General features: G+C 71.3%; 20 protein-coding genes and 1 pseudogene. 11 read left to right on the top strand and 10 right to left on the bottom strand.

Annotated elements, in window-relative coordinates; all coding sequences use genetic code 11:
• From ONA70_RS02495 to ONA70_RS02475, 5 genes and pseudogenes are all read left to right on the top strand, one after another.
• A pseudogene (locus ONA70_RS02495) lies at positions 1-483 on the top strand (saccharopine dehydrogenase); the annotation flags it as partial.
• A 47-nt stretch (positions 484-530) separates the two neighbouring features.
• Entirely contained in the window at positions 531-1,610 is a 1,080-nt protein-coding gene (locus ONA70_RS02490; protein ID WP_265004662.1) for a DNA polymerase III subunit beta family protein, read from the top strand.
• Between the two features lie 123 nt (positions 1,611-1,733).
• A complete protein-coding gene (serS, locus tag ONA70_RS02485; protein WP_265004657.1) occupies positions 1,734-3,020 on the top strand; it encodes a serine--tRNA ligase in 1,287 nt (428 codons plus the stop codon).
• A 348-nt stretch (positions 3,021-3,368) separates the two neighbouring features.
• Positions 3,369-4,799 (top strand): alpha-amylase, encoded by a 1,431-nt coding sequence (locus tag ONA70_RS02480; RefSeq protein WP_265004656.1) that lies wholly within the window; start codon positions 3,369-3,371, stop codon positions 4,797-4,799.
• Between the two features lie 120 nt (positions 4,800-4,919).
• Positions 4,920-5,807, top strand: coding sequence for a L,D-transpeptidase (locus ONA70_RS02475; protein ID WP_265004655.1), 888 nt, complete (start codon positions 4,920-4,922; stop codon positions 5,805-5,807).
• Positions 5,808-5,862: 55 nt separating this feature from the next.
• Here ONA70_RS02475 and ONA70_RS02470 read toward each other — a convergent pair whose 3' ends face one another.
• From ONA70_RS02470 to ONA70_RS02455, 4 genes are read right to left on the bottom strand one after another with little or no spacing between them, the layout of a single operon-like run.
• Complete coding sequence (locus tag ONA70_RS02470; RefSeq protein WP_265004654.1) at positions 5,863-6,483, bottom strand: response regulator transcription factor; 621 nt, start codon at positions 6,481-6,483, stop codon at positions 5,863-5,865.
• A 4-nt stretch (positions 6,484-6,487) separates the two neighbouring features.
• A complete protein-coding gene (locus ONA70_RS02465) occupies positions 6,488-7,645 on the bottom strand; it encodes a sensor histidine kinase (protein ID WP_265004653.1) in 1,158 nt (385 codons plus the stop codon).
• A 21-nt stretch (positions 7,646-7,666) separates the two neighbouring features.
• Positions 7,667-8,473, bottom strand: a complete 807-nt coding sequence (locus ONA70_RS02460; RefSeq protein ID WP_265004652.1) for an ABC transporter permease — start codon at positions 8,471-8,473, stop codon at positions 7,667-7,669.
• Between the two features lie 30 nt (positions 8,474-8,503).
• Positions 8,504-9,394: an ABC transporter ATP-binding protein gene (locus tag ONA70_RS02455; protein WP_265004651.1), complete on the bottom strand. Its 891-nt coding sequence runs from the start codon at positions 9,392-9,394 to the stop codon at positions 8,504-8,506.
• A 574-nt stretch (positions 9,395-9,968) separates the two neighbouring features.
• On the opposite strand from ONA70_RS02455, the gene ONA70_RS02450 reads away from it, so the two are divergent.
• Positions 9,969-10,817 (top strand): alpha/beta hydrolase, encoded by an 849-nt coding sequence (locus ONA70_RS02450; RefSeq protein ID WP_265004650.1) that lies wholly within the window; start codon positions 9,969-9,971, stop codon positions 10,815-10,817.
• 63 nt (positions 10,818-10,880) lie between these two features.
• On the opposite strand, the gene ONA70_RS02445 is transcribed toward ONA70_RS02450, so the two are convergent.
• Together ONA70_RS02445 and ONA70_RS02440 are read right to left on the bottom strand one after the other, a co-directional pair.
• Positions 10,881-11,135 carry a hypothetical protein gene (locus ONA70_RS02445; RefSeq protein WP_265004649.1) on the bottom strand — a complete coding sequence of 85 codons (255 nt, stop codon included), beginning with the start codon at positions 11,133-11,135 and terminating at the stop codon, positions 10,881-10,883.
• The gene (locus tag ONA70_RS02440) at positions 11,132-11,446 is read right to left on the bottom strand and encodes a DivIVA domain-containing protein (RefSeq protein WP_265004648.1); all 315 of its coding nucleotides are present in this window, start codon (positions 11,444-11,446) and stop codon (positions 11,132-11,134) included. The genes ONA70_RS02445 and ONA70_RS02440 overlap by 4 nt, the downstream gene beginning before the upstream one ends.
• Here ONA70_RS02440 and ONA70_RS02435 point away from each other — a divergent pair.
• The 4 genes from ONA70_RS02435 (at position 11,445) to ONA70_RS02420 (ending at position 14,547) form a co-directional block, all read left to right on the top strand.
• Positions 11,445-11,675 (top strand): hypothetical protein, encoded by a 231-nt coding sequence (locus ONA70_RS02435; RefSeq protein WP_265004647.1) that lies wholly within the window; start codon positions 11,445-11,447, stop codon positions 11,673-11,675. The two genes, ONA70_RS02440 and ONA70_RS02435, sit on opposite strands and share 2 nt — an antisense overlap.
• 137 nt (positions 11,676-11,812) lie before the next feature.
• Positions 11,813-12,691, top strand: coding sequence for a helix-turn-helix domain-containing protein (locus ONA70_RS02430; protein WP_265004661.1), 879 nt, complete (start codon positions 11,813-11,815; stop codon positions 12,689-12,691).
• Complete coding sequence (locus ONA70_RS02425) at positions 12,684-12,884, top strand: DUF397 domain-containing protein (protein WP_265004646.1); 201 nt, start codon at positions 12,684-12,686, stop codon at positions 12,882-12,884. Before ONA70_RS02430 ends, ONA70_RS02425 begins: the two co-directional genes overlap by 8 nt.
• A gap of 400 nt (positions 12,885-13,284) precedes the next feature.
• Entirely contained in the window at positions 13,285-14,547 is a 1,263-nt protein-coding gene (locus ONA70_RS02420) for a S1 family peptidase (RefSeq protein ID WP_265004645.1), read from the top strand.
• Between the two features lie 113 nt (positions 14,548-14,660).
• Here the strand turns inward: ONA70_RS02420 and ONA70_RS02415 are convergent, their stop codons facing one another.
• The 3 genes from ONA70_RS02415 to ONA70_RS02405 all read right to left on the bottom strand — a co-directional run bounded on the left by ONA70_RS02415 (position 14,661) and on the right by ONA70_RS02405 (position 17,554).
• Positions 14,661-16,766 carry a prolyl oligopeptidase family serine peptidase gene (locus ONA70_RS02415; RefSeq protein WP_265004644.1) on the bottom strand — a complete coding sequence of 702 codons (2,106 nt, stop codon included), beginning with the start codon at positions 16,764-16,766 and terminating at the stop codon, positions 14,661-14,663.
• A gap of 99 nt (positions 16,767-16,865) precedes the next feature.
• Positions 16,866-17,276: a PIN domain-containing protein gene (locus ONA70_RS02410; protein WP_265004643.1), complete on the bottom strand. Its 411-nt coding sequence runs from the start codon at positions 17,274-17,276 to the stop codon at positions 16,866-16,868.
• Positions 17,273-17,554: a hypothetical protein gene (locus tag ONA70_RS02405; RefSeq protein ID WP_265004642.1), complete on the bottom strand. Its 282-nt coding sequence runs from the start codon at positions 17,552-17,554 to the stop codon at positions 17,273-17,275. The genes ONA70_RS02410 and ONA70_RS02405 overlap by 4 nt, the downstream gene beginning before the upstream one ends.
• Positions 17,555-17,664: 110 nt before the next feature.
• On the opposite strand from ONA70_RS02405, the gene ONA70_RS02400 reads away from it, so the two are divergent.
• Positions 17,665-18,810, top strand: a complete 1,146-nt coding sequence (locus tag ONA70_RS02400; RefSeq protein ID WP_265004641.1) for a site-2 protease family protein — start codon at positions 17,665-17,667, stop codon at positions 18,808-18,810.
• Between the two features lie 69 nt (positions 18,811-18,879).
• Here the strand turns inward: ONA70_RS02400 and ONA70_RS02395 are convergent, their stop codons facing one another.
• Entirely contained in the window at positions 18,880-22,614 is a 3,735-nt protein-coding gene (locus ONA70_RS02395; protein WP_265004640.1) for a S8 family serine peptidase, read from the bottom strand.
• Positions 22,615-22,705: the final 91 nt, after the last annotated feature.

Below are 22,705 nucleotides of genomic sequence, written 5' to 3'. Positions count from 1 at the left end.
CTGCCCACCATCGACCCGCAGGTGGTCCGCCGTTCCGCGGCGGCCCGCCCCGAGTACGGGCCGGACTTCCGCTACCGCCACTTCGCCGCGGTGAGGCGGCTGCCGACCATCGTGGTCGCCGGGGCCGGCCTGGCCGCCCTGGTCGGGCTGGTGAAGCTGCCGCCCACCCGGCGCTGGCTGCTCGGCCGGCTCGCCTCTGGGCAGGGGCCGAGCGCCGAGCAGCGGGCGAAGTCCTGGTTCCGGGTCCGGTTCGTCGGCACCGGCGGCGGCCGGACCGTACGCACCGAGGTGGCCGGCGGCGACCCCGGCTACGACGAGACCGCCAAGATGCTCGCCGAGTCGGCCCTCTGCCTGGCCTTCGACGACCTGCCGCCGACCGCCGGGCAGGTCACCACGGTGACCGCCATGGGCGACGCCCTGCTGGACCGGCTGGTCCGGGCGGGGATCACGTTCCGCGTGCTCGACGGGGGTGCGACGGCTTGACCCTCGACCGGGTTGAGGGCCCAGGATCCGACGTCGTGGAGAGCGAACTGCGCAGCATCGGCGAGCTGGCCCGGGCCAGCGGGCTGACGGTCAGCGCGCTGCGGTTCTACGACCGGTCCGGCGTGCTGGTCCCGGCCCTGGTCGACCCGGTCACCGGCTACCGCTGGTACACCGACGACCAGGTCGGCCCGGCCCGGCTGGTCGCCGGGCTGCGCCGGGTCGGCATGCCGCTGGCCGGGATCGCCGAGGCGCTGCGGCACCGGCACGAGCCGGCGGTGGTGCACCGGCTGCTCGACGCGCATCTGCGCCGGCTGGAGGACGGCCTGGCCGACGCCCGCCGCGAGCTCTCCCGGATCCGCACCCTGCTCGACCCGGAGGAGACCCCTGTGACCACCCGACTCGTGCTGTCCCGCGCCGACCTCGCCGCCGCCGTGGACGCCGTCCGGTTCGCCGTCGGCACCGACCCCGACCTGCCGGTGCTGGCCGGCGTGCTGCTGGAGGTGGAACCGGACGGCGTACGGCTGGTCGCCACCGACCGGCACCGGCTCGCGGTGGCCCGGGCGGGCGGGAAGGTCGACGGCCCGCCGGTACGCGCGCTGCTCCCGGTGGACGCGGTCGACGAGCTGCGCGCCCTGCTCGACACCGGCGACGGGAGCACCCCGGAGGCGCACCTCACCGTCGCCGCGGACCGGGTGTCGGTGTCGGTCGCCGGCCGGCCGGTCGCGGCCACGGCGCTGCCGTACGACTTCCCCGACTACCGCCGGTTGCTGCACGGGCAGGTCAGCGGCGCGCCGGCGTACCGGATCCCGGTCGACGTGGCCGCGCTGCGCACCGCGCTCACCGCCGACGGCGCGCCGGTGCTGACCCGCGACCACGACGGGACGACGCACGAGGTGAGCGTGCTCGGCCTGGACGACCGGGGCGGGCTGCGCCTGGTCGGGCCGGACGAGGCGGCCGACCCGGAGGCGGTGCGGGTGGGGGTGAATCGGGAGTACCTGCTCGACGCCCTGGACGCCGGGGACCGGGGCCAGCTCGTGCTGGAGCTGGACGGCCCGATCGCCCCGCTGGCGCTGCGCCGGCCGGACGACGCGGACGCCTTTTCCATCCTCATGCCGGTCCGCCTCTGACCCGGCCGGCGCCGGAGGCACCCGGCGGGGGCGGGCTGTCCGGGCCGTCCCGGGCGGGCGGGGCCGCGACGGTAGCATCTGGGGGTCCCACCTGACTGCCTGGACGGAGGCGTACGGAGCAGCATGCTCGACATGGAGTTGATCCGGAAGGATCGCGAGGCGGTGGCGACCGCGCTGGCGAAGCGCCTGGATCCCGCCGAGGTCAACCGGGCGCTGGACGAGATCCAGCGGCTCGACCAGGAACGTCGCGCCCTGATCACGGAGATCGACGCCGAGCGGCAGCGCCGCAAGGCGGAGGCGCGCGCGTACGCGGAGGCGAAGCGGTCCGGCGGCACGCCGGAGCCGGTCGCGCCGGAGGCCGAGCGCAAGCAGCTCGCCGAGCTGGAGTCCCAGCTGGACGAGGTGCAGTCCCGGCTGCGCTCCACCATGAGCGAGCTGCCCAACCTGCCGGCCGACGACGTGGTGGCCGGGGGCAAGGAGGCGAACCAGGTCGTCCGGACCTTCGGCGAGCCGCCGGCCATCGAGAAGGTCCGGGACCACGTGGAGCTGAGCAAGGCGCTCGGGCTGGTCGACCACGAGCGCGGGGTCAAGCTCGGCGGCTCCGGCTTCTGGATGTACACCGGCATGGGCGCCCGGCTGGAGTGGGCGCTGGTCAACTGGCTGATCGAGCAGAACATCCAGGCCGGCTACGAGTTCCTGCTCCCGCCGCACCTGCTGCTGGACAGCGCCGGCTTCGCCGCCGGCCAGTTCCCCAAGTTCTACGACGACGTCTACCACCTGGACAAGCAGTCCGCCCCGCGCGGCCAGTTCCTGCTGCCCACCGCGGAGACGGCGATCCTCGGCGCGTTCCAGGACGAGATCCTGGAGACCGCGAGGCTGCCGATGAAGGCGTTCGCGTACACCCCGTGCTACCGGCGCGAGGCGGCCGGCTCGCACTCTGACGAGCGCGGCACCGTGCGCGGCCACCAGTTCAACAAGGTGGAGGTCTTCCAGTTCACCCTGCCCGAGCAGGCGGACAGCGCACTGGCGGAGATGGTCGGGCACGTGGAGAGCCTGGTCGGGAAGCTGGGCCTGCACTTCCAGACCAGCCTGCTCGCCGCCGGCGACGCCAGCGCCGCGATGCGCAAGACCCTCGACGTCGAGGTCTGGATGCCGAGCATGGGCAAGTACAAGGAGGTGTCGTCGGTCTCCTGGGGCGGCGACTACCAGGCCCGCCGGGCGGCCATCCGCTACCGGGAGCCGGGCGGCAAGCAGACCCGGTTCGTGCACACCCTGAACGGCTCGGCGCTGGCCACCAGCCGGCTCTTCCCGGCGATCCTGGAGCAGTTCCAGCAGGCCGACGGCTCGGTGCTGGTGCCGGAGGTGCTCCGCGACAAGCTGGGCGCCGACCGGCTCACCCCGGTCCGCTGACCGCTGCGGCGCCGGGGATCCGTCGACTCGGACGGGGGACGTGGACCGCGGCGTCTCGTCCCCCGGTGGGCAGATGACCCGCGAGCGTTGTGCCTCTCAGACATGAAACTGTCTGAGAGGCACAACGCTCATGGCACGACTGCGGTTGGTCGCCGTCACGGAAAGTCATAGCAGGCGCGGAGCCGGCGGTCGCGGGCCCGCCGGCACCCGAACTTCTTGCGCAGTTATAGCGATGCATTTCCATGCATTGACAGCGATTGCAACGCGCTTGTAACCTTGCCGAAAATTTCAGGCCAGCCCTGCAAGAAACCAGCACTGAGCCCTCGCCCCGCACCCTCAGGAGTCCCGATGCATCGACGCCTCCTCGCCCTCGGCCTGGCCGCCGGCCTACTCCTCCCGATCGCGGTGGCCGCATCCCCGGCCTCGGCCGCCGCCCCCGGCAGCAAGAAGGTCATCGTCCAGCTCTTCGAGTGGAACTGGAACTCGGTGGCCAGCGAGTGCACCAGCACCCTCGGCCCCAAGGGCTACGGCTTCGTGCAGGTGTCCCCACCGCAGGAGCACGTCACCGGCAACCCCTGGTGGGTCGCCTACCAGCCGGTCAGCTACCGGATCGAGTCCCGCAAGGGCACCCGGGCGCAGTTCCAGTCGATGGTGAACACCTGCCACAACGCGGGCGTGAAGGTCCTCGTCGACACCGTCATCAACCACATGTCCGGCCAGGACAACGGCGGCACCGGCTGGGCCGGCTCGTCCTACGGCCACTACACCTACCCCGGCATCTACAGCTCGGCGGACTTCCACTACTGCGGCCGCAACGGCAACAACGACATCGTCAACTACGGCGACCGGTACGAGGTGCAGAACTGCGAGCTGGTCAACCTCGCCGACCTGAAGACCGAGTCGGACTACGTCCGGTCGACGATCGCCGGGTACATGAACGACCTGCTGTCGCTGGGCGTGGACGGGTTCCGCCTGGACGCCAGCAAGCACATGCCGGCCGCCGACATCGCCGCCATCAAGGGCAAGCTGTCCCGCTCGGCGTACATCGTGCAGGAGGTCATCTACGGCGCCGGCGAGCCGATCCAGCCGACCGAGTACACCGGCAACGGCGACGTGCACGAGTTCCGGTACGGCAAGGACCTGGCCCGGATGTTCAACAGCGAGCGGCTGGCGTACCTGCGGAACTTCGGCGAGGCGTGGGGCTACCTGCCGAGCAGCCAGGCGGTGGTCTTCACCGACAACCACGACACCCAGCGCGACGGCGGCGTGCTGACCTACCGGGACCGCGGCGAGTACGCGCTGGCGAACGCGTTCATGCTGGCCTGGCCGTACGGGACGCCGGCGGTGATGTCGAGCTTCACGTTCAGCAACAAGGACCAGGGCCCGCCCTCGGACGCCGGCAACAAGACCTTGAACACCACCTGCTACTCGGGTTGGGAGTGCGAGCACCGCTGGCGGGTGATCGCCAACATGGTCGGCTTCAACAACGCCACCCAGGGCTCCGCGGTCGCCAACTGGTACGACAACGGCTGGCAGCACATCGCCTTCAGCCGGGCCGGCAAGGGCTACCTGACCATCAACGACGAGGACTTCGCGATCACCGGCCGGTCGTACTACACCGGCCTGCCCGCCGGCCGCTACTGCGACGTCATCCACGGCGACTACGGCAACGGCTCGTGTAGCGGGCCGGTGATCACCGTGGATGCCAACGGCTGGTTCGCCGCGAACATCAACGCGCACGACGCGGTGGCCATCCACATCGGCGCGAAGCTGCCCTGACCGGCGGCCGACCGGGCGCGCCGCCCGCGGACCGGCCCGATCCCGCCGGTCCGCGGCGCGGAGGCCCCTCGCACCGCGATACCGCGGGGCCCGAGGCCTCCTGTCGATTACAGTCTGTTTGTGCTGTTTGACCGATTCTTCTCGCGGTGGACCCTCGGCTGGGTGCTCGCCGCGCTCGGCGTACCGCTGCTGCTCGCGGTCGCGCTGCTGGTCGGGCGGACGCTCACCGGCGGAGCGGGGCCGGTGCCGGTGGTCGCCGCGCCGACCACGCCGGCCCCGACCGAGCCGAGCCCGACACCGGTTGAGTCCGTGCCGCCCGCCGCCCCCGCCCCGGACGACCTGCCGGTGGTCACCTACGACCCGGCGCCCCGCGGCTTCCCCGCCGACCCCGGGGCGGGCGACACCCGGCCACTCACCGAGGGACTCTCGCCGACCCGCCGGATCGCCGCGTACGACGCGCCGGGCGGCCGGCCCCGGGCCTTCCTCGCGCCCACCATCAGCGACGTCCCGCTGACCATGCCGATCGTCGACCGGCAGGTCGGCTGGACCGCCGTGCTGCTCCCCTCGGCGAACCGGCGGATCGCCTGGCTGCCGGCCGGCGGCTGGAACACCGTCCCGCTGCGCGACCAGCTCGTGGTGGAACGCCGGCCGCACCGGCTCACCTGGTACCGGGACGGCCGGGCGGTCCGGTCCTGGGCGGTCAGCCTCGGCATGCCCGGCCAGTCCACCCCGCTCGGCCGCACCTTCATCCTCGGCCGTACGCCCCCGCCCCAGGAGGTCTACGGCGGGGTGGACATCTTCGCCCTCGGCGCGATCCCCGACGACCCGGACTCGGTGCCGACCGGGCTGCGCGGCGCGCACATCGGCGTGCACAGCTGGCACAACGACGACACGCTCGGCGAGAACGTCACCAACGGCTGCATCCGGCTGACCCGCAGCGGGCAGCAGCAACTCCTCGCCGAGGTACCCCCGGGCAGCAGCGTCGTCGTGGTCGACCAGCTGCGCTGAAAGGAGGGGCCCCTTGTTAACACACGTGTGTTAACAAGGGCCCCCTCCTTTCACCTCAGCCGAGCAGCCAGCCGTTTTCCTCGGCGAGCCGGACCGCGTCGGCCCGGTTGCGGGCACCCGTCTTGCCGATCGCCGAGGAGAGGTGGTTGCGGACCGTCCCCTCGGACAGGTGCAGCATGGCGGCCAGCTCGGCGACCGTCCCGCCGCCCCGGGCGGTACGCAGCACCTCGGTCTCCCGCTCGGTCAGCGGACTCGCCCCGGTGGCCAGGGTCTCCGCCGCGAGGGTCGGGTCGACGACCCGCAGCCCGGCGTGCACCCGGCGGACCGCGTCGGCGAGCTGCCGGGCCGGGGTGTCCTTGACCACGAACCCGTTCGCGCCGGCCTCCATCGCCCGGCGCAGGAAGCCGGGGCGACCGAAGGTGGTCACCACCAGCACCCGGCAGTCGGGCAGCGCGGCCCGCAGCGCGCCGGTGGCGGCGATCCCGTCCAGGCCGGGCATCTCCACGTCGAGCAGGGCCACGTCGGGCCGGGTGCGGCGGGCCTCCGGGACCACCTCGTCGCCCCGGCCCACCTCGGCGACCACCGTCAGGTCCGGTTCCAGCGACAGCAGCGCGGCCAGGGCTCCCCGGACCAGCGCCTGGTCGTCGGCGAGCAGCAGCCGGATCGGTTCGGTCATCCGGTCATCCTCCGTCCCGCTCGCCGGCCCCGGCCGGCAGGGCCACCCGGAGCAGGAAGCCCCGGCCGCCGGGCCGGCGGCCGACGGTGACGGTGGCGTCCAGCCGGCGCGCCCGCTCGCGCAGCCCGACCAGGCCGTGCCCCGCCGCGCCCGGCTCCGCGGCCGGCCCCCGGCCGTCGTCGCGGACCTCCACCGCCGCCGGGTCCACCCGGATCTCGCAGCGCCGCGCCCCGCTGTGCCGGACCACGTTGGTCACCCCCTCGCGGACCGCCCAGCCGAACAGCTCGTCCCGGTCCGCCGGCAGCGACGGCACCGTCTCCGGCAGCTCCGCGGCGATGCCCGCGGCGGCCAGCGCCGAGCGGGCGCCGGCCAGCTCCCCCGCCAGACTCACTCCCCGGTACGCCCCGACGGTGCCGCGCACGTCGGCGAGGGCCTGCCGGGCCAGCCGCTCCACGTCGGCGATCTCGGTGGCCGCCCGGGCCGGGTCCAGTTCCAGCAGCCGCCCGGCCAGCTCGGCCTTCACCGCCACCACGGTCAGCGAGTGCCCGAGGATGTCGTGCAGGTCCCGGGCGGTACGGGCCCGCTCCTCGGCCACCGCCAGCCGGCGGATCTCCTGCTGTGCGGCCTGGAGTTCGGCGTTGCGCTGGGCCAGCCGGGTCACCCCGAACATCGCGAAGGAGGCGAGCACCACCGCGAAGACCACGGTGCCCTCCGACTTCCAGGCGGGCACCAGCGCCGCGGTCACCGGCGGGGCCAGCGCGGCGAGGATGACCACCACCATCGCCTCGCGGGTGGGCAGCAGGAACACCGCCGCCGCGGCGACGAAGACCAGTGTGGTCAGCCAATTCCCGTCGGTGCCGGGGATGCCGGCGAGCCCGAGCCCGAGCAGCACCGCCAGCGCGGTCCAGGCCCGGCCGCGCGGGATACCCCGGTGCGCCTGCCGGCGGCCGCGCGCCCACTGGAAGACCGCGACGTAGAGGACGCCGAAGGCGACCAGGGTGGCCGCGCCGAGCACCCGCCGCCAGACCTCGGCCTGGTGCAGCGCGGTGAGCAGCGGGATGTTGAGGAAGAAGAGCCAGACCGCGGCGAGCAGCCAGCCGGTGACCCGCCAATGGGTCACCGGCTGCTGGTCACGCTGCGACGGCGGGATCACGACGAACACGCTAGCCTCCGCCGCCGCAGGTCAGACCCGGGTGGTGTCCCGGCGGAACAGCCGGGCGGCGGCGAGGCCGAAGAGGGCGGTCCAGGCGGCGACGTTGCCGACCGCGACCCAGTCCATCCCGCTCCCGGTCAGCGGGGACCGGGCGAGCTGGCCGACGCCGTACACCGGGGTGAACTTGGCGATCTGCTGCATGACGTCCGGGAGCATGTCGAGCGGGAAGAACAGGCCGCCGAACATGGCCAGGATCGCCAGCACCGGACCCATGAACTGCACGACGTTCTCGGCCGGGGCGAGGTAGCCGACGAACAGGCCGAGGGCGGCGAAGACCAGGGAGCCGAGCCACGCGGTCAGCCCGGACTCGATCCAGACGTGCGCCGGCAGCCGGACCCCGGAGGCGGCGCCGACGGCAAACTCGACCAGCACGCCGAGCAGGCCGAGCACCATCGCGGTGGCCACCTTCGTGGCCACGTACGCGGCGGGGCGCAGCGGGGTGAGCCGCAGCTGGCGGCTCCAGCCCAGCGCCCGCTCGGTGGCGACCGCCGCCCCGGCGCTGGTGGTGGCGACCATCGCCGCGTAGACGGCGAGGCTGATCATGATCCAACCGGTGACCGGCAGGCCGTTGTCCAGGTGCTGACCGCGCTGCGGCAGGCCGAAGAGGAGGAAGAAGACGGCCGGCATGATGAGGATGAACACCAGGGTCCGGCGGTTGCGCAGCACCCGGCGGATCTCGATGCCGAGCACGGCGGTGGAGAAACCGCCCAGGGCGGGAGGCCGGCGGTCCCCGGCCCTTGTGGACGAGGCGGTGGTGGGCGAGGCGGTGACGGTCATCTCAGGCTCCGGGTCTCAGCGGGTCGGCGGTCAGGCGGCGGTGGTCAGGGCGAGGAAGGCGTCCTCGAGGTTGCGCGAGGTGATCTCCAGGTCCCGGGCGTCGGTCCGGGTCAGCAGGTGCCGGGCGACGACGTCCGAGTTCTCGGTGTGGACCAGGACCGCATCGCCGCGTACCTCGACCGACTGGACGCCGGGCAGCGCGGCCAGCGCGGCCTGGTCGGCGCCGGGCAGGGTGGCGCGCACCACGCGGCCGGCGGCCAGGTTCTTGATCTCGGCGGTGGTGCCGTCGGCGACCACCCGACCCTGGCGGACCAGCACGATCCGGTCCGCGTACGCGTCGGCCTCGTCGAGGTAGTGGGTGGCGAACAGCACGGTCCGGCCGGAGCGGGCGTCGGCCCGGATGGCCTGCCAGAAGTCGCGCCGGCCCTCGACGTCCATTCCGGTGGTCGGCTCGTCGAGCACCATCAGGTCCGGGTCCGGCAGCAGCGCCAGGGCGAACCGCAGTCGCTGCTGCTGGCCGCCGGAGCACTTGCCCACCGGCCGGTCGGCAATGTCGGCGATGCCGGCCCGCTCCAGCACCTCGGCCGCCGGCCGGGTCTGGCCGTAGAAGTGCGCGGTCATCCGTACCGTCTCGGCGACGGTGAGGTCCTTGAGCAGCCCGCCGGTCTGCATCACGGCGGCGACCCGGCCGAGCCGGACGGCCTCGGCCGGCGTGCCACCGAAGAGCCGGACGGTGCCGGCGTCCGGGCGGGCCAGGCCGAGCAGCATGTCCACCGTGGTGGTCTTGCCGGCGCCGTTGGGGCCGAGGAAGGCGACCACCTCGCCCGGCTCGATCCGGAGGCTGAGTCCGTCGACGGCGGTCACCGGGCCGAAGGTCTTGGTGAGTCCGGCCAGTTCGACGGCCGGTGCGGTGTCGGTCATGACAACGATGTTCCGGTGCGGGGCGTCCGCTTCCCCGGAGCGTGCGTCACCTTCGGCCCATGACATTTGTCAGGTCCCGCCCGGACGGCCGACGCGCCGCCCGGGCGGGACCGCTCAGTGCCCGCCGCCGACTCCCTCGCGGGCGACGGCTCCAGGTCGCTGCGCGGCGTCAGACGCGCCGAGCTGGAGTTGTCGCAGGGCGAGGCAGCAGGAACGCGCCGAGGACGGTGACCAGCAGCAGCCCCAGCTCCGCGACCAGGGTGAGCCGCACCGCGTGGGACACCCCGTGACCGAGGCCGTTAGCGGGTCCCGGCCGGCACGCTGCCGGCGCAGCTCGTACCCGGCGAAGACCGCGAAGACCACGGCGGCCCCGGCCAGCATGGCAAAGGCCCACCAGGGCCGGTCGTGCTCCCGCCCCTGCACGAGCGGGCCGGCGACGGCGAAGCCCGCTTCGACTTCGGGCTCGACCTGCTGGTCCAGGGCGTCGCCGCCCACATTCCGCGCCGGGAGTGACCGCGGCCGGGCCGGGTAACCAGCGCACTCGTCCGACGCCACGGAACGGGGAGGCCAGGCCATGGGGGTACCGACGGGACGAGTCGACACGATCGTGCTGATCCACGGACTCTGGATGACCCCGCGCAGCTGGGAGAACTGGGTCGACCGATACGCGGCACGCGGCTTCCGGGTGCTCGCTCCCGCCTGGCCCGGGATGGAGGCCGAGGTCGAGGAGCTACGCGCCGACCCGGCCCCGATCGCCAAGCAACGGATCGCCGACATCACGGACCACTACGCCCGGATCATCCGGGGCCTGCCCCGGCCGCCGATCATCATGGGGCACTCGTTCGGCGGCCTGATCACCCAACTGCTGCTCGACCGCAGGCTCGGCGCCGCCGGGGTCGCCCTGCACCCCGCCCCGGTCAAGGGCGTGCTGCGGCTGCCGCTCACCACGCTGCGCTCCGCGTTCTCCATCCTGCACAGCCCGGCCAACCGGCACCGCGCCGTGCCGTTCACCGCCGACGATTTCCGGTACGCCTTCGGCAACACCCTGACCCGCGAGGAGTCCGACGCCGCCTGGGAGCGGTACGCCGTACCCGGCGCCGGCCACGTCATGTTCGAGGCGGCCTTCGCCAACCTGAATCCGGAGGCGGCCACGGAGATCCACAAGAAACGGGACGACCGCGCCCCGCTGCTGCTGACGGCCGGCGGCGCCGACCACGTGGTGCCCCCGTCGGTGGTTGTCGCCAACGTCAACCTCTACCGGGGCTCGACCGCGCTCACCGGATTCCGCTGCAACCCCCACCGGTCACACTTCGTCGGCGGCGAGCCGGGCTGGGAGGAGGAGGCCGACTTCGCGCTGGAGTGGGCGGTGGAGGCGGCAAACGAGTTCTCCCCGACCGTGGTCAGCGAGGCCCCTGGGCGCTGAGGGCGTCGCGCTCAGCGAACCAGGTCTCGGCCCGCACCGCGTCCTGGCCGGGTGAACGCCTGCTCACCGCAGCCGGAACCGCCGGGAGCACTCACCGTCGTGGTCCGGGCGGAGCAGGCACCGCACGCCGCCGGGCAGGAGCCGATCACAGAACACCCAGTGGCGTACGTTCTGGTCGTCCTCGGGCGAGACGGTGGTGCCGCCTGGTTCGGTCTGCGGCAGGACGTGGATCCAGTGCGCCACCACCCGGGCGAGCCGCTGAGCGGAGACCACGTCGTTGACGACCACCGGCAGGTGGATGACCCACCGCTCGCTCACCGGCCCTGGCTCCACTCCATGCGGGCGCGGGTCTGCTCGGACTGCCAGCGCCCCAGCGCGCCCTTGATCCGGTCGGTCTCCCGCCGGCTCTGCGCCAGCGCGTCGTACACGGCGGCCAGGTCACCCGCGACCCGGTCCAGGAACTCCCGCACGTCCTGCGGGTCGAGCCCGCGCCGCCCGAGCGGCGTCGACCGGAACCGCCGCTCCCGCACCTGCCACGGACGCAGCGGGCGGTAGGCCGCCGAGCGGTAGCAGGTCGACCCGAGGGCCGACCGCTGGCGACGCCGGGCACGCCGGAAGAAGACACGCATGAGGAACCTTCCTCTCACCGTCGAGATTGACCTGTGGAAGGGCGGGCCCGTCGGCCCGCCGCGCACCGGCGGACCCACCTCGGCACCTGCCACCGCAGCCTTCGATCAGCAGTACGACAGCAGGGCACACATGGCCGCTGAGCAGCACGAACTCCACAGTGGCCGCACAGGCAGTGAAGCACTGGACGCAAGCAATTGCAACATCGCAAAAGCAATCTCGGAGCAGTGACTTCGCTATGGGAATGCACTAACTGTGACGGGTCTATTGATTGTGAGACACCACAGCGCTTCAATTGGACGGACACGCGTTAACAGGTCACGACGGTCGGAGGACGGACAGTGTCACAGTCAGTGACGGGCTCGACCATGCTGCGGCGGCAGATCGGGCGGAAGTTCGAGTCACTGCGTAAGGCGGCAGGGCTGACAATGGAACAGGCCGCCGAACACTTGGATCGAGCACGAGCGACGCTGCACCGGATCGAGAACGGCGCCGAGCACGTGCGCTTCCGGCAGGCCGACGTGCAGCAGATGCTCGACCTGTACGGCGCATCGGCGGAAGACCGCGAACTGCTGCTCGCCCTGACGGCCGCGACCCGGGAGAACAAGAACTGGTGGCATGACTACGTTGGCTCAGGCCTGCCGCGCTGGTTCCAGCTCTACATCGGCCTGGAGGCTGCGGCATCCAGCATCCGGCAGTATGAGGCCGAACTCGTTCCCGGGCTACTTCAGACCCGCGCCTACGCCGAACAGGTCTTCAAGACGCCCGGCGGCTCGATCGATACGGGAAACGACGATGAGCAGCAGCGGGCTGTTCAGCTTCGTGTCGAACGGCAGGCACTTCTCACCAGGTTCTCCGCTCCGCAACTCAGCGTGATAATCAACGAAGCTGTGTTGCGCCGTCCAGTCGGCAGCGCCACGATCATGGCTGAGCAACTCCACCAGATTTTGAAGGCCGCGGAGCTACCGAACGTAACCGTCCAGGTGCTGACATTTTCCGCCGGGCTGCACGCCGGGGCGATGGCGGGAGCCTTCTCGATCCTGGAGTTCCCGATGAACGGCAACGGCAAGGAGGTGGAGCCGCCCGTGGCGTACCTGGAGGCTGCAACGGGGGCGATCTACCTCGACAAGCCGCACGAGACCGCCGCATACAACACGATCTGGGCCGACATGGCGAGCCGCGCCCTGAACGAGTCCAGGTCCAAGAGTCTGATCCAGCAAGTCGCAGAGGAGTATTCCCGTGCCTGACCTGACCGGCGCCGTCTGGCGCAAGTCGAGCCGTAGCAACAACGGCGGCAACTGCGTCGAGGTCGCCGACAACCTCCCCGGCGTCGTCGGATTACGCGACAGCAAGGACCCAAGCGGCCCGGTACTGGCCTTCAGCCCGAACGCGTGGGTTGCCTTCGTGGCAGGCGTCAAGGGCGAGACGCTGAGCCGCTGACCTGTCGCGCACCTACACCACCGGTTCCGTACATCAGTCCTGCGGTGGCCGCGTGCCAATTCGCAGCCGTTACTTGATGGAGCGTGTGCTGGCGGGAAACGGGCCGGTTCGCGCACGGCAGCGGCGCCAAGCCGCCGCCTGCCCGCATCAGCCTGACAGCGCCGCTGCGCCAGCGCCGGGTCGAGGGACTCCGCTCCGAAGGCAATGTTCCTGGGCCGAAGTCGGGTGAGCCGTCGTGCTTGACCAGTCCACTTTGGATGACGATCATGATCGAATGAAAAGAGTTATCGGCCGTTGCCTCGCCCTCACTCTCACGGCCGTCGCTGGAGCCGTTTGGCTCCCCTTGCCCGCCCACGCTGAGATCACCACGGATCAGCCGGCCACCAGCACCGCGGTAGCCGTGACGACCACCCAGCCGACAACGGACGAAACGCTCTGGCCCGGGTACGCCGAGGCCCTGGACATCGCGGTGGAACGGGCGTACGCGAGCCCCACCGAATATTCGATGCCCTACGTGGAGAACGACCAACTCATGGTGCCGGTGTCTCAGACCGCTTCGGCCGAGACGCTCGCCGCCGCGTCGGCCGACATGGCCGTCACGCCGACGTCAAGCGGGACGATCACCGACGACCCGGACACCCCCAGCACGGATCCCGACAAGAGCACTCTCCCGACCGACACGACGAGCTCGACGGGCGGAACCTTCACCCCGATGAAGGCCGAGGTCATCATCGAGCCGATCGTGGAGGTGGTGCCGAACACGATGGACCAACTGACTTCCGTTCAGGACGAGGTGCTCAGCCTCGGCGAGGACCAGTTGGTCGGCGCGGGCAACCTGCGTACGGCCACGATTGACCCGGTGAACAACCGGGTCATCATCAAGGCGGCCACGGTAACCCAGGAAATGCGGGAGGCGTTGGCCGCCCGATACGGCGCCTACCGGGTCGCCCTCCAGTTGGTGCCGGGTATGACGGTGCCGTCACCGAAGCTCGGGCGGCAGTACGACACCGCACCGTACTACGGCGGGGCATACTTCTACACCTCGGTCGGCTCATGCTCGACCGCCTTCGCCTGGACCCATCAGGGCGCGCACTACCTGCTCACGGCCGGCCACTGCACCTCGCTGAACGGTAAGGCGTACAACCGGAACGCGACCCTCGGCACCGTCACGGCCGACAACTGGAACAACACCACCGGTTCGGTGATGGTCAGCGGCCATAACCACTACTCGGGTGACGCGTCCACCATCAAGCTGACGCAGACCTCTTACGGCCGCGTCTACAAGGGCTCGTCCACGTCGACCAGCTCACGAGCGGTCACCGGACGGATGGGCCGGCGCTCCTACGTCGGGGACACCTACTGCGTCAGCGGCCAGGTCACCGGCGAGATGTGCGGCTACCGCGTGGTCTCCACGTACGTGACCGTGCGATACAGCGACGGCGCGACCCTGCGCAACGCCATGGAGGGATACCGCTACGGCACCTGCACCCGGGGCGGTGATTCGGGCGCGCCGATCTACAACATCAAGAGCGACGGTACGGTCACCGCCCGCGGCATCCTCAGTGGTGGCACCCTCAACACCAGCGGTCACTGCTACGACTACTTCACCGACACCTACCTGGCCGAAGAGGCCCTGCCGGGCATCATCAAGCTCGGCACGTAGTACGTCTGCACCTCGTGGGGGTTGTTCGGGAATATCCCGGACAACCCCCACCGCTGGGTGCCGGGGGGTGAGGCTCTGCGTCTTTCGGTCGAGGTAGGCCGTGGCGAGCGCGATCACCGGAGGATTCGCCGGCCCACCGGCTCGCCCACGTCGGCCGGCGATGCCTGGCTTGGTGGGGCCTGATGCGACCGCCCGGCCAGCTTCCGCCAGAGGAACTCCAGCCCCAGCGCCGAGAGGAACGCTCGCTGCTCGTTGTTGGCGGCGGCACCGTGCCCGCCTTCGACGTTCTCGTAGTACGACACGTCGTGGCCGTGCGCGCGCAGCCGGGCCGCCATCTTGCGGGCGTGCCCCGGATGCACCCGGTCGTCGCGGGTCGAGGTGACGAGCAGGACCGGCGGGTACGCCACCCCGCCGCGGATGTTGTGGTACGGGGAGTACTCCCGCAGGTAGGCCCAGTCGGCCTCGTTGTCCGGGTCGCCGTACTCGGCCATCCACGAGGCGCCCGCCAGCAGCCGGTGGTAGCGCCGCATGTCCAGCACCGGCACGTGCGCGACGACCGCGCCGAACAGCGCCGGGTAGCGGGTCAGCATCACCCCCATGAGCAGGCCGCCGTTGCTGCCGCCCTCGATGCCGAGCTGCGCCGGCGTGGTCATCCCCCGGGCCACCAGGTCGCCCGCCACCGCCGCGAGGTCCTCGTACGCCCGAGGCCTGTTCTCCCGCATCGCGGCGCGGTGCCATTCGGGGCCGTACTCCCCACCGCCGCGGATGTTCGCCACGACGTACCTGCCACCCCGGGCCAGCCAACCCCGGCCGATGACCCCGCAGTAGTACGGCGTCTGGGAGATCTCGTACCCACCGTACGCGGTGAGCAGCGTCGGGCCGGGCGCGTCCGGGCTCCCCACCACGAAGTACGGCACCCGGATCGCGTCGGTGGAGGTGGCGAAATGCTGGCGTACCGCCAGGCCCTCGGCGTCGAAGAACGAGGGCTCCCGCTTGAGCACCTCGACCGCACCGCCGACCTGTCCGAGCCGGAGCGTCGCCGGCTGCAGGAACCCCTCCGAGGCGAGCAGGCAGGCGTCGTCGTTGTCGGGGTCCGTCTCCACGATCCAGCTGTGATCGTCCTCCGGCACGCCGGCGAGCGGCTCCCGCCGCCACTCCGTCCCGCCCGGCGTCAGCACCTCCAGCCGGCTCCGCACGTCGGCGAGGGTGGCCAGGATCAGGTGGTTCCTGGTCCAGTCCCAACCATTGAGCGCCGTGCGGCCGTCGGGCCGGAAGAGCACCGTCAGTTCCCGCTCGCCGGCGAGGAACGCGTCGAACCGGGCCGCCAGCAGGACACCTGCGGGATAGATCGCGTCACCCACCGTCCACGCCGAGCGCAGCCGGATCAGCAGCCACTCCCGGTATGCGTCCCACTGGGCGTCTTCCGGCACGGCGATGCGGATCCGCTCGCCCGCCGCCGTCAGCAGATAGTGCTCGCTGCGATAGAAGTCCAGGATTCGGCCCACGAAGTCGCGCTCGAACCCCGGCGTTGGGTCGTGCTTGGCGTACACGACCATGTCGTCCACACGACCCTCACAGACGACTTCGGCCTCGGACAGTGGCGTGCCCCGCTGCCATCGCTTGGCGACGCGGGCATACCCCGAGGTGGTCAGCGAACCGGGCCCGAAGTCGGTGGCCACATAGATGTGATCGGCATCGATCCAGCAGACACCGCTCTTGGCCTCGGGAAGCGTGAAGCCGTCCTCGACGAAGGACCGACGACCCAGGTCGAACTCGCGGACCACGACGGCATCGGCACCGCCCCGCGAAAGCCTGATCAGGCAACGCTGGTAACCGGGGCGCAGCACCCTCGCCCCACTCCAGACCCAGTTTTCGCCCTCCTCGGCAGCCAACGCGTCGACGTCCAGCAGCACGTCCCATTCCGGCTCCCGTCGGCGGTACTGGTCGATGGTGGTCCGGCGCCAGAGCCCGCGGGGGTGCGCCGCGTCTCGCCAGAAGTTGTAGTAGAAGCCATCCCCGATCCAGTCCGGATAGGGAATGCGCTCGTCGGCGTCGAGCACCTGCCGGATCTCGGCCTGCAAGGCGACGAACCGCTCGCCCCCGGTCAGCGCGGCGACGGTCTCGGCGTTGCGGTCCCGCACCCACCCGGCGGCTTCCACCCCGTCGAGGTCCTCCAGCCACAGGTACGGGTCATCGCCCTGATCGCTCCACGTCGCCACCTTTGCCACTATCCCGGAGGAGCGACCCGCATCCATGCCCGTGGACATGTCGGGATGGCGACTCAGGCTATCCAGGGTGCGACATCGACCAACGGGGTGTCAGTCCCAGGTCTCGCTGATGTGGAGGATCTCCAGCCCAGGGGGCATCGCCGGCGATACGATCTTCGGGTCTCGGGTGACCAGATAGCAGCGGTGGAGAACGGCGGTGGCGACGGCGTGCGCGACGTCCAACGGCACGTTCGAACGGGCGGCGATACGGGCAACGCGGCGGCTCGTGGCAGCGTCGTAGACCGCTACGTGGATGTCGCGGTCCTCGGTGAACAACAGGTCGAGCATGGTGGCGGCTGCGGTGCCCGCCAGTTCGAGCTGCGCCTGGCCGAGACAGAGGGCGGGGATCCATACCTGCTGCTCCGGGTCCTCCTCGGCGAGCGTCAGGATGGCACCTGGTTCGATGCTCGTCCCCGACGCGTAGGCATGAAGCGCGGAAGTGTCCAGGACCAGGCCGCTCACCCGGCAGCGGTCCCCTCGTCGTCGAACTGGCGAAGCCACTCGCGATTGCGGGCATGCTGCTCGTCGCTGATCGGCGGGAGGGCGGCAACCCGTTCCCTGGTCCGCTCCACGTCCTCGTCGGTCACCACGTAGCCCAGCTCCGCCCACCTGGCTCGGAGGCCATCGGCCCGCATCTTGCGGCGAAGGATCCCGGCGATGAACCCGGACGTGTTGCCCTGGGTGCGCTCGACGTACGCGGCCACGTCGTCGGGCAGGCTGATCGTGATACGGCGAGTCATACTCTGAGCGTACCTGCCGCATACCGACCCCGACACGGAAGACCACTACCAGCGGCAACAGTGACTGTCCGTCCTGGTGTGGGTGCGCGGAAGAGGGGTATGACGGGCTCATGAGGGCGAGCTTCCGGCTTGGCCGGATCGTGGGCGTACCCGTCGGAGTCAACTGGAGCGTCCTGGTCATCTTCGGGCTGATCGCCTGGGCGCTCGCCGCCAGTCTGTTCCCGCGTTCGTACCCGGGGCACTCGGCCGGGGCGTACATCTTCGCCGGCCTGGCGGCCGCCGTGGTCTTCTTCGTCGGGCTCCTCGCCCACGAGGTTTCGCACGCGGTGATCGCCCAGCGCAACGGGATCGGCGTCGAGGGGATCACGCTGTGGCTCTTCGGCGGGGTCTCCGAGCTGAAGGGCGAGGCCAAGGACCCGGGGGCCGAGCTGCGGATCGCCGGGATCGGGCCGCTGGTGAGCCTGGTGATCGGGATCTTCTTCGGGGTCATCGCCGCGCTGCTCGCCCTGGCCGGGTCGCGCGGGCTGCTGCTCGGCGCGCTGTCCTGGCTGGCCGGCATCAACGTACTTCTGGCGATCTTCAACGTGCTGCCCGCCGCGCCGCTGGACGGCGGGCGACTGCTGCGCGCCGTGGTGTGGAAGTACACCGGCGACCGGACCAAGGCGTCCGTGGTGGCCGCCCGTGCCGGCTGGGGGCTGGGCATCGTGCTGATCGCCGTCGGGCTGTGGCGATTCCTGTCCGGCGCGGGGGTCGGCGGGCTCTGGCTGGCCCTGATCGGCTGGTTCCTGATCGGCGCGGCCGGCATGGAGGAGCGGCAGGCCCGGACGGGCAGCGCCCTGCGCGGCGTACGGGTCGCCGACGTGATGACCCCGCAGCCGCAGACCGCCTCCGGGGACATGACGGTGGCCGACTTCGTCGACCACTACCTCTTCGCATACCGGCATTCGGCGTTGCCGCTGACCGAGGAGGGGAGGCCGGTCGGCCTGGTCACCCTCGACCGGGTACGCGGCATCCCGGCCGATCGCCGCGAGTCGACCACCCTGGGCGAGGTGGCCTGCCGCTCCGACGATCTGGTGCTCGCCTCCCCGGACGAACCGCTCAACGACCTGCTGCCCCGGCTCACCGGGTGCGCCGACGGCCGGGCGCTGGTGGTGACCGACCAGCGGCTGGTCGGCATCATCTCGCCGAGCGACATCAGCCGGGCGGTGCAGCGCGGCAGCATGCGCGACCAGATGGCCGGCAGCCGCGGCAGCTGAGCGCGATCCCGGGCCTGTGGCCCGGGGTTGATCAGGGCGTCGACGTGGACGCCCTGATCAACTCGCCGGTCAGCGCAGCCCGTACGCTCGCAGGATCGTCTGGGTGACCTCGTTCCCGTCGGCATCAGCGGCGTGCACCCGCAGCGAGACGGTACCGGTGCCCGGCGGCACGACCGCGTGGAAGACGCCGTCCTCGCTCGCGACCTTCAGCGAGCGCCAGGTCGCCCCTTCGTCGTACGACACCTCGACCTCGACGCTGCCCCCGGCCGGAGCCGCCAACCCGTCCTGGTTGCTCAGCGCGATGCCGATGACGTGCGGGTGGTCCCCGGGCACCGTTCCGGCCAGGTCGGCCGGAATCGAGTAGTCGAGTTGCAGCAGCGGCAGTGGCTGCGACTTCTCCGGGTCACCGTCCGGGTGCCCGGACCGGAAGTCCCACGCCGTCTGCGTGCGCGTCGCCCACTGCCACTCCTTCGAGGCCCGCTGGGTGGTCAACTCCAGCCGGTACGAGGCGTCGGCGGCCACCGTCGGCACATCCCGGCGCGCATCGGGCAACTCGGCGAGCACGGCACCGTCGCGCAACAGTCGTGCCGACACCAGATCGCGCTCACCGCCGCTGCCCGCGAGCGTGTAGTGGCCGGCGGCGTCGACGAATTCCGGTACCCGCAGGGCCAGGATGTCGCCACGGCGGGCCGACACCAGGCCCGCGACACCGCGGGGCGCCGCCGGACGCACCACCGGGGTGAACCAGTCCTCGCGGGTACGGGTGTCGCCCTGGTAGCTGTGCGGCGCGTCCCGCATCCCGATGCCGAGCGGGTTCGTCTCATCCCAGGTGTAGTAGTGCGCCACCCGGTGCTGCCACACCGAGTCGCCCGCCGTGACCCACTCCTCGCGCTCCCCACCCGTGCGCACCATGCGCTGGGTGTCGTTCCACGAGTACGTCTGCCAGGGGCGCCAGCCGAAGCGCTGCTCCTTGGCCCACTCGTCCCCGCCGGTGTTGGCGTACCTGGTGACGATCCGCGCCGAGTTCTCCGCGGTCACCCGGTAGACGATCTGCGACGGGATCCGGCCCCGCTCCACATGGAACACGTCGTACAGGTACGGACTGGACACCGTGAGGGTGAGGCTGAGCGTCGGCTTTCCCGTCATGGCGGCGGCCTTCAGGCGCTGGCCGTCGTCGTTGGCGACCACCATCGCCGGGATCGGCTCCCGGGGGGCGATCGGCCGCCATACCGTCCATGCGGATTGCGTGGCCGGCCGCACGATCAGCGCGGCTGCGGCTCCGGCCGCTGCCGCGGCAGCCACCTGGGCGCTCTCGGAACGACCCTGCGCACTGTCCATGAGCACCGCGGCTCCGCGTACGTCAGCTGCGGCCAGCTCGGCGTCGGTGCCGGTGCCGGCCCAGACCAGCGGGAAGTTGCGTACCCCGTCGAAGGCCGGTGAACGGTGCAGCAGGTTAATGTCCAGCGGCCCGGACACGCCGGACACGTGGGCGCTCACCATGGGCGCGACGAGTTGCCATCGGGAGGCGAATTCGTAGTCGCCGTCGGTGACGGGGTCGGTGGGCGTCACGTTGACCTGCTGCACGGTGCTGAAATGCATGACCCCGTGGCTGATGCTCCGGCCGTTGCCGAAGGTGCGGTGTACGTAGTAGCTCAGCACCGCCTGCTGCTCGGCGGGTTTCGGTGTCTCGATGGTGATCGGGGTCCCCTTGCGGGCGTCGACGACCACCTCGAGGTCCCGGGTGACCTTCAGCTGCGGGTCGGTGATCAGGGTGGCCTGTGAGTCAAGTGGCCCCCCGTCCGAGATCAGGCCGTGCAACAGATAGTTGCCCTCCTCGACCTCGACGATCAGGGGCTTGCCCTTCTGAATCCACTTCACCATGTCCGAGCGGCGGTCGGCACCGTGCAGGGCGACCACGGACACGCTCGTGTCCGCGCCGCTGCGGTCCACCCCGCGCAGGGTCACGGTGTGCTTGGGTCCGTCAAGGGTCACCCCCAGGGCGGTGGTGGTCTGCACCCCGCCGGCGCCGTTGGCCGTGAGCCAACCGCCGTGCCGTCCACGGGTGAGCTTGGCCGGGTCGATCGTGACCGGCACCTGCCGACTCGTACCAGCGGGCACAACGATCTGGTCGGCGCCGAGCGCGACCGCGTCCCGGTCCGCGGCGTGGGAGTCGAGGTTTTCCAGGCGTACGGCGAGCGACAGCGTCACCGCGCTGTCCCCGGTGTTGGTGACGGAGACCTGCCGGGTGATCGGTGCCTCGGCCGGCGTGGTGTCGGTGTGCACCCCGAAGTTGAGCACTCCGGTCGCGTGCACCTGCTGGGCGGTCGCCCGCGCCACGTCGACCCGGCCGGCACCCTGCTGGTGCACCGTCAGGGCAGGGTTGGTGCGGGCCGTGCTCACCAGCGCGTCCTTGAGTTGGGCGGCGTTCCAGTCGGGGTGGCGCTGGGCGAGGATCGCCGCCGCGCCGGCCACGTGCGGCGCCGCCATCGACGTGCCGGACGCCGCGGTGTAGTGCGCGTCGACCGGCGTTCCCATCGCGGTACCGGTGGCCCGCGCCGCGACGATCCCGACACCCGGCGCGGTGATTTCCGGCTTCACCGCGTAGTCACCCAACCGCGGACCCCGACTGGAGAAACTCGCGAGGCTCTCGTCGCGGTCCACCGCACCGACCGTGAGCGCGGCATCGGCCGCGCCCGGGTTGCCCACGGTCGACTCCTCCCCCTCGTTGCCGGCCGAGACGACGAAGAGGGTGCCGCTGCTCGCGGTGAGCCGGTTGACCGCCTCGCTCAACGGGTCGGTGCCATCGGTGGCATCTCCGCCGAGGCTCATGTTGACCACGTCGGCGCCGGAACTGACCGCCCACTCCATTCCGGCGATGATCCACGACTCGTAGCCGGAGCCACTGTCGTTCAGCACCTTGCCGATGAGCAGGTTCGCCCCAGGTGCGACGCCCTTGAGTCGGCCGTCCGAGGCGGCGCCGGTGCCGGCGATCGTGCTGGCGACGTGCGTGCCATGTCCGAACTTGTCGGCGGTCGTGGCGCTGTTGGAGAAGTTCTTCGTCGCGCTGATCTTTCCAGCGAAGTCGGGGTGTGTCGCGTCGATGCCGGTGTCCAGCACCGCCACCGTGACACCGTCGCCGTCATACCCCGACGCCCACGCTGCCGGAGCGCCGATCTGCGGCACGCTGCGGTCGAGGGCCGGCTTCACCCGCCCATCGAGCCAGATCTGCGCGATGCCGGACCCCAGCTGCGGCGTGTCCACGCCGAACGATCGGACGCCCGGGCTGCCGCCGGCCGCCGCCCGCCAGAACCCGGTCAGCTCGTCCTTGTCCTCGACGACCGCGGCGGCGCCGATGCTGGCCAGCCTGGTGCCACCCCGTACCGCGGCTATCGTCTGCCCGCCGGTCTCCCGGTAACGAATGATCAGTGGCAGGTTCGGTGCCGCGTCGTCCCCGTAGCCCTGCTCGATGAGCTCCTGTACGTCGAACAGGTCGCCGTCGAGTGCGCCGGTGGACACGTACGGCACGACGTCGCTGGGCAGTACGCGCAGGCCGCCGTCAACTTCCAGGGTGTGGAAGGTGATCCCTTCTCGGCCGGCCGCCGGCCGGACCGAGGCGGCGTACCTGCCGGGCGACGCCTCGACCAGCTCCACCACGTCGCCCGTAATCAGGGTGACGCGGGACGGGCTGGCGGTCGCGGTGGCGTCGCCACCCTCCGCCGGGGGTGGTGGCGCTGCCTCGGCGGGAACGCCCACCGCCAGGACGCCGACCAACGCCATGGCCGTCCAGCGTAAGAGCCGGTTCATCGTGCTACTCCTTTGCTCAGCTGCGCAGCGAGGCTGGCAACCACTGTTGACACCACCGGAGTCTGATAGCCGACACGATGGTGGTCACTAG

The organism is Micromonospora yasonensis (assembly GCF_026013475.1).
GTDB classification, from domain to species: Bacteria; Actinomycetota; Actinomycetes; order Mycobacteriales; family Micromonosporaceae; genus Micromonospora; species Micromonospora yasonensis.
This window is presented reverse-complemented; position numbering and strand designations above follow the sequence as displayed.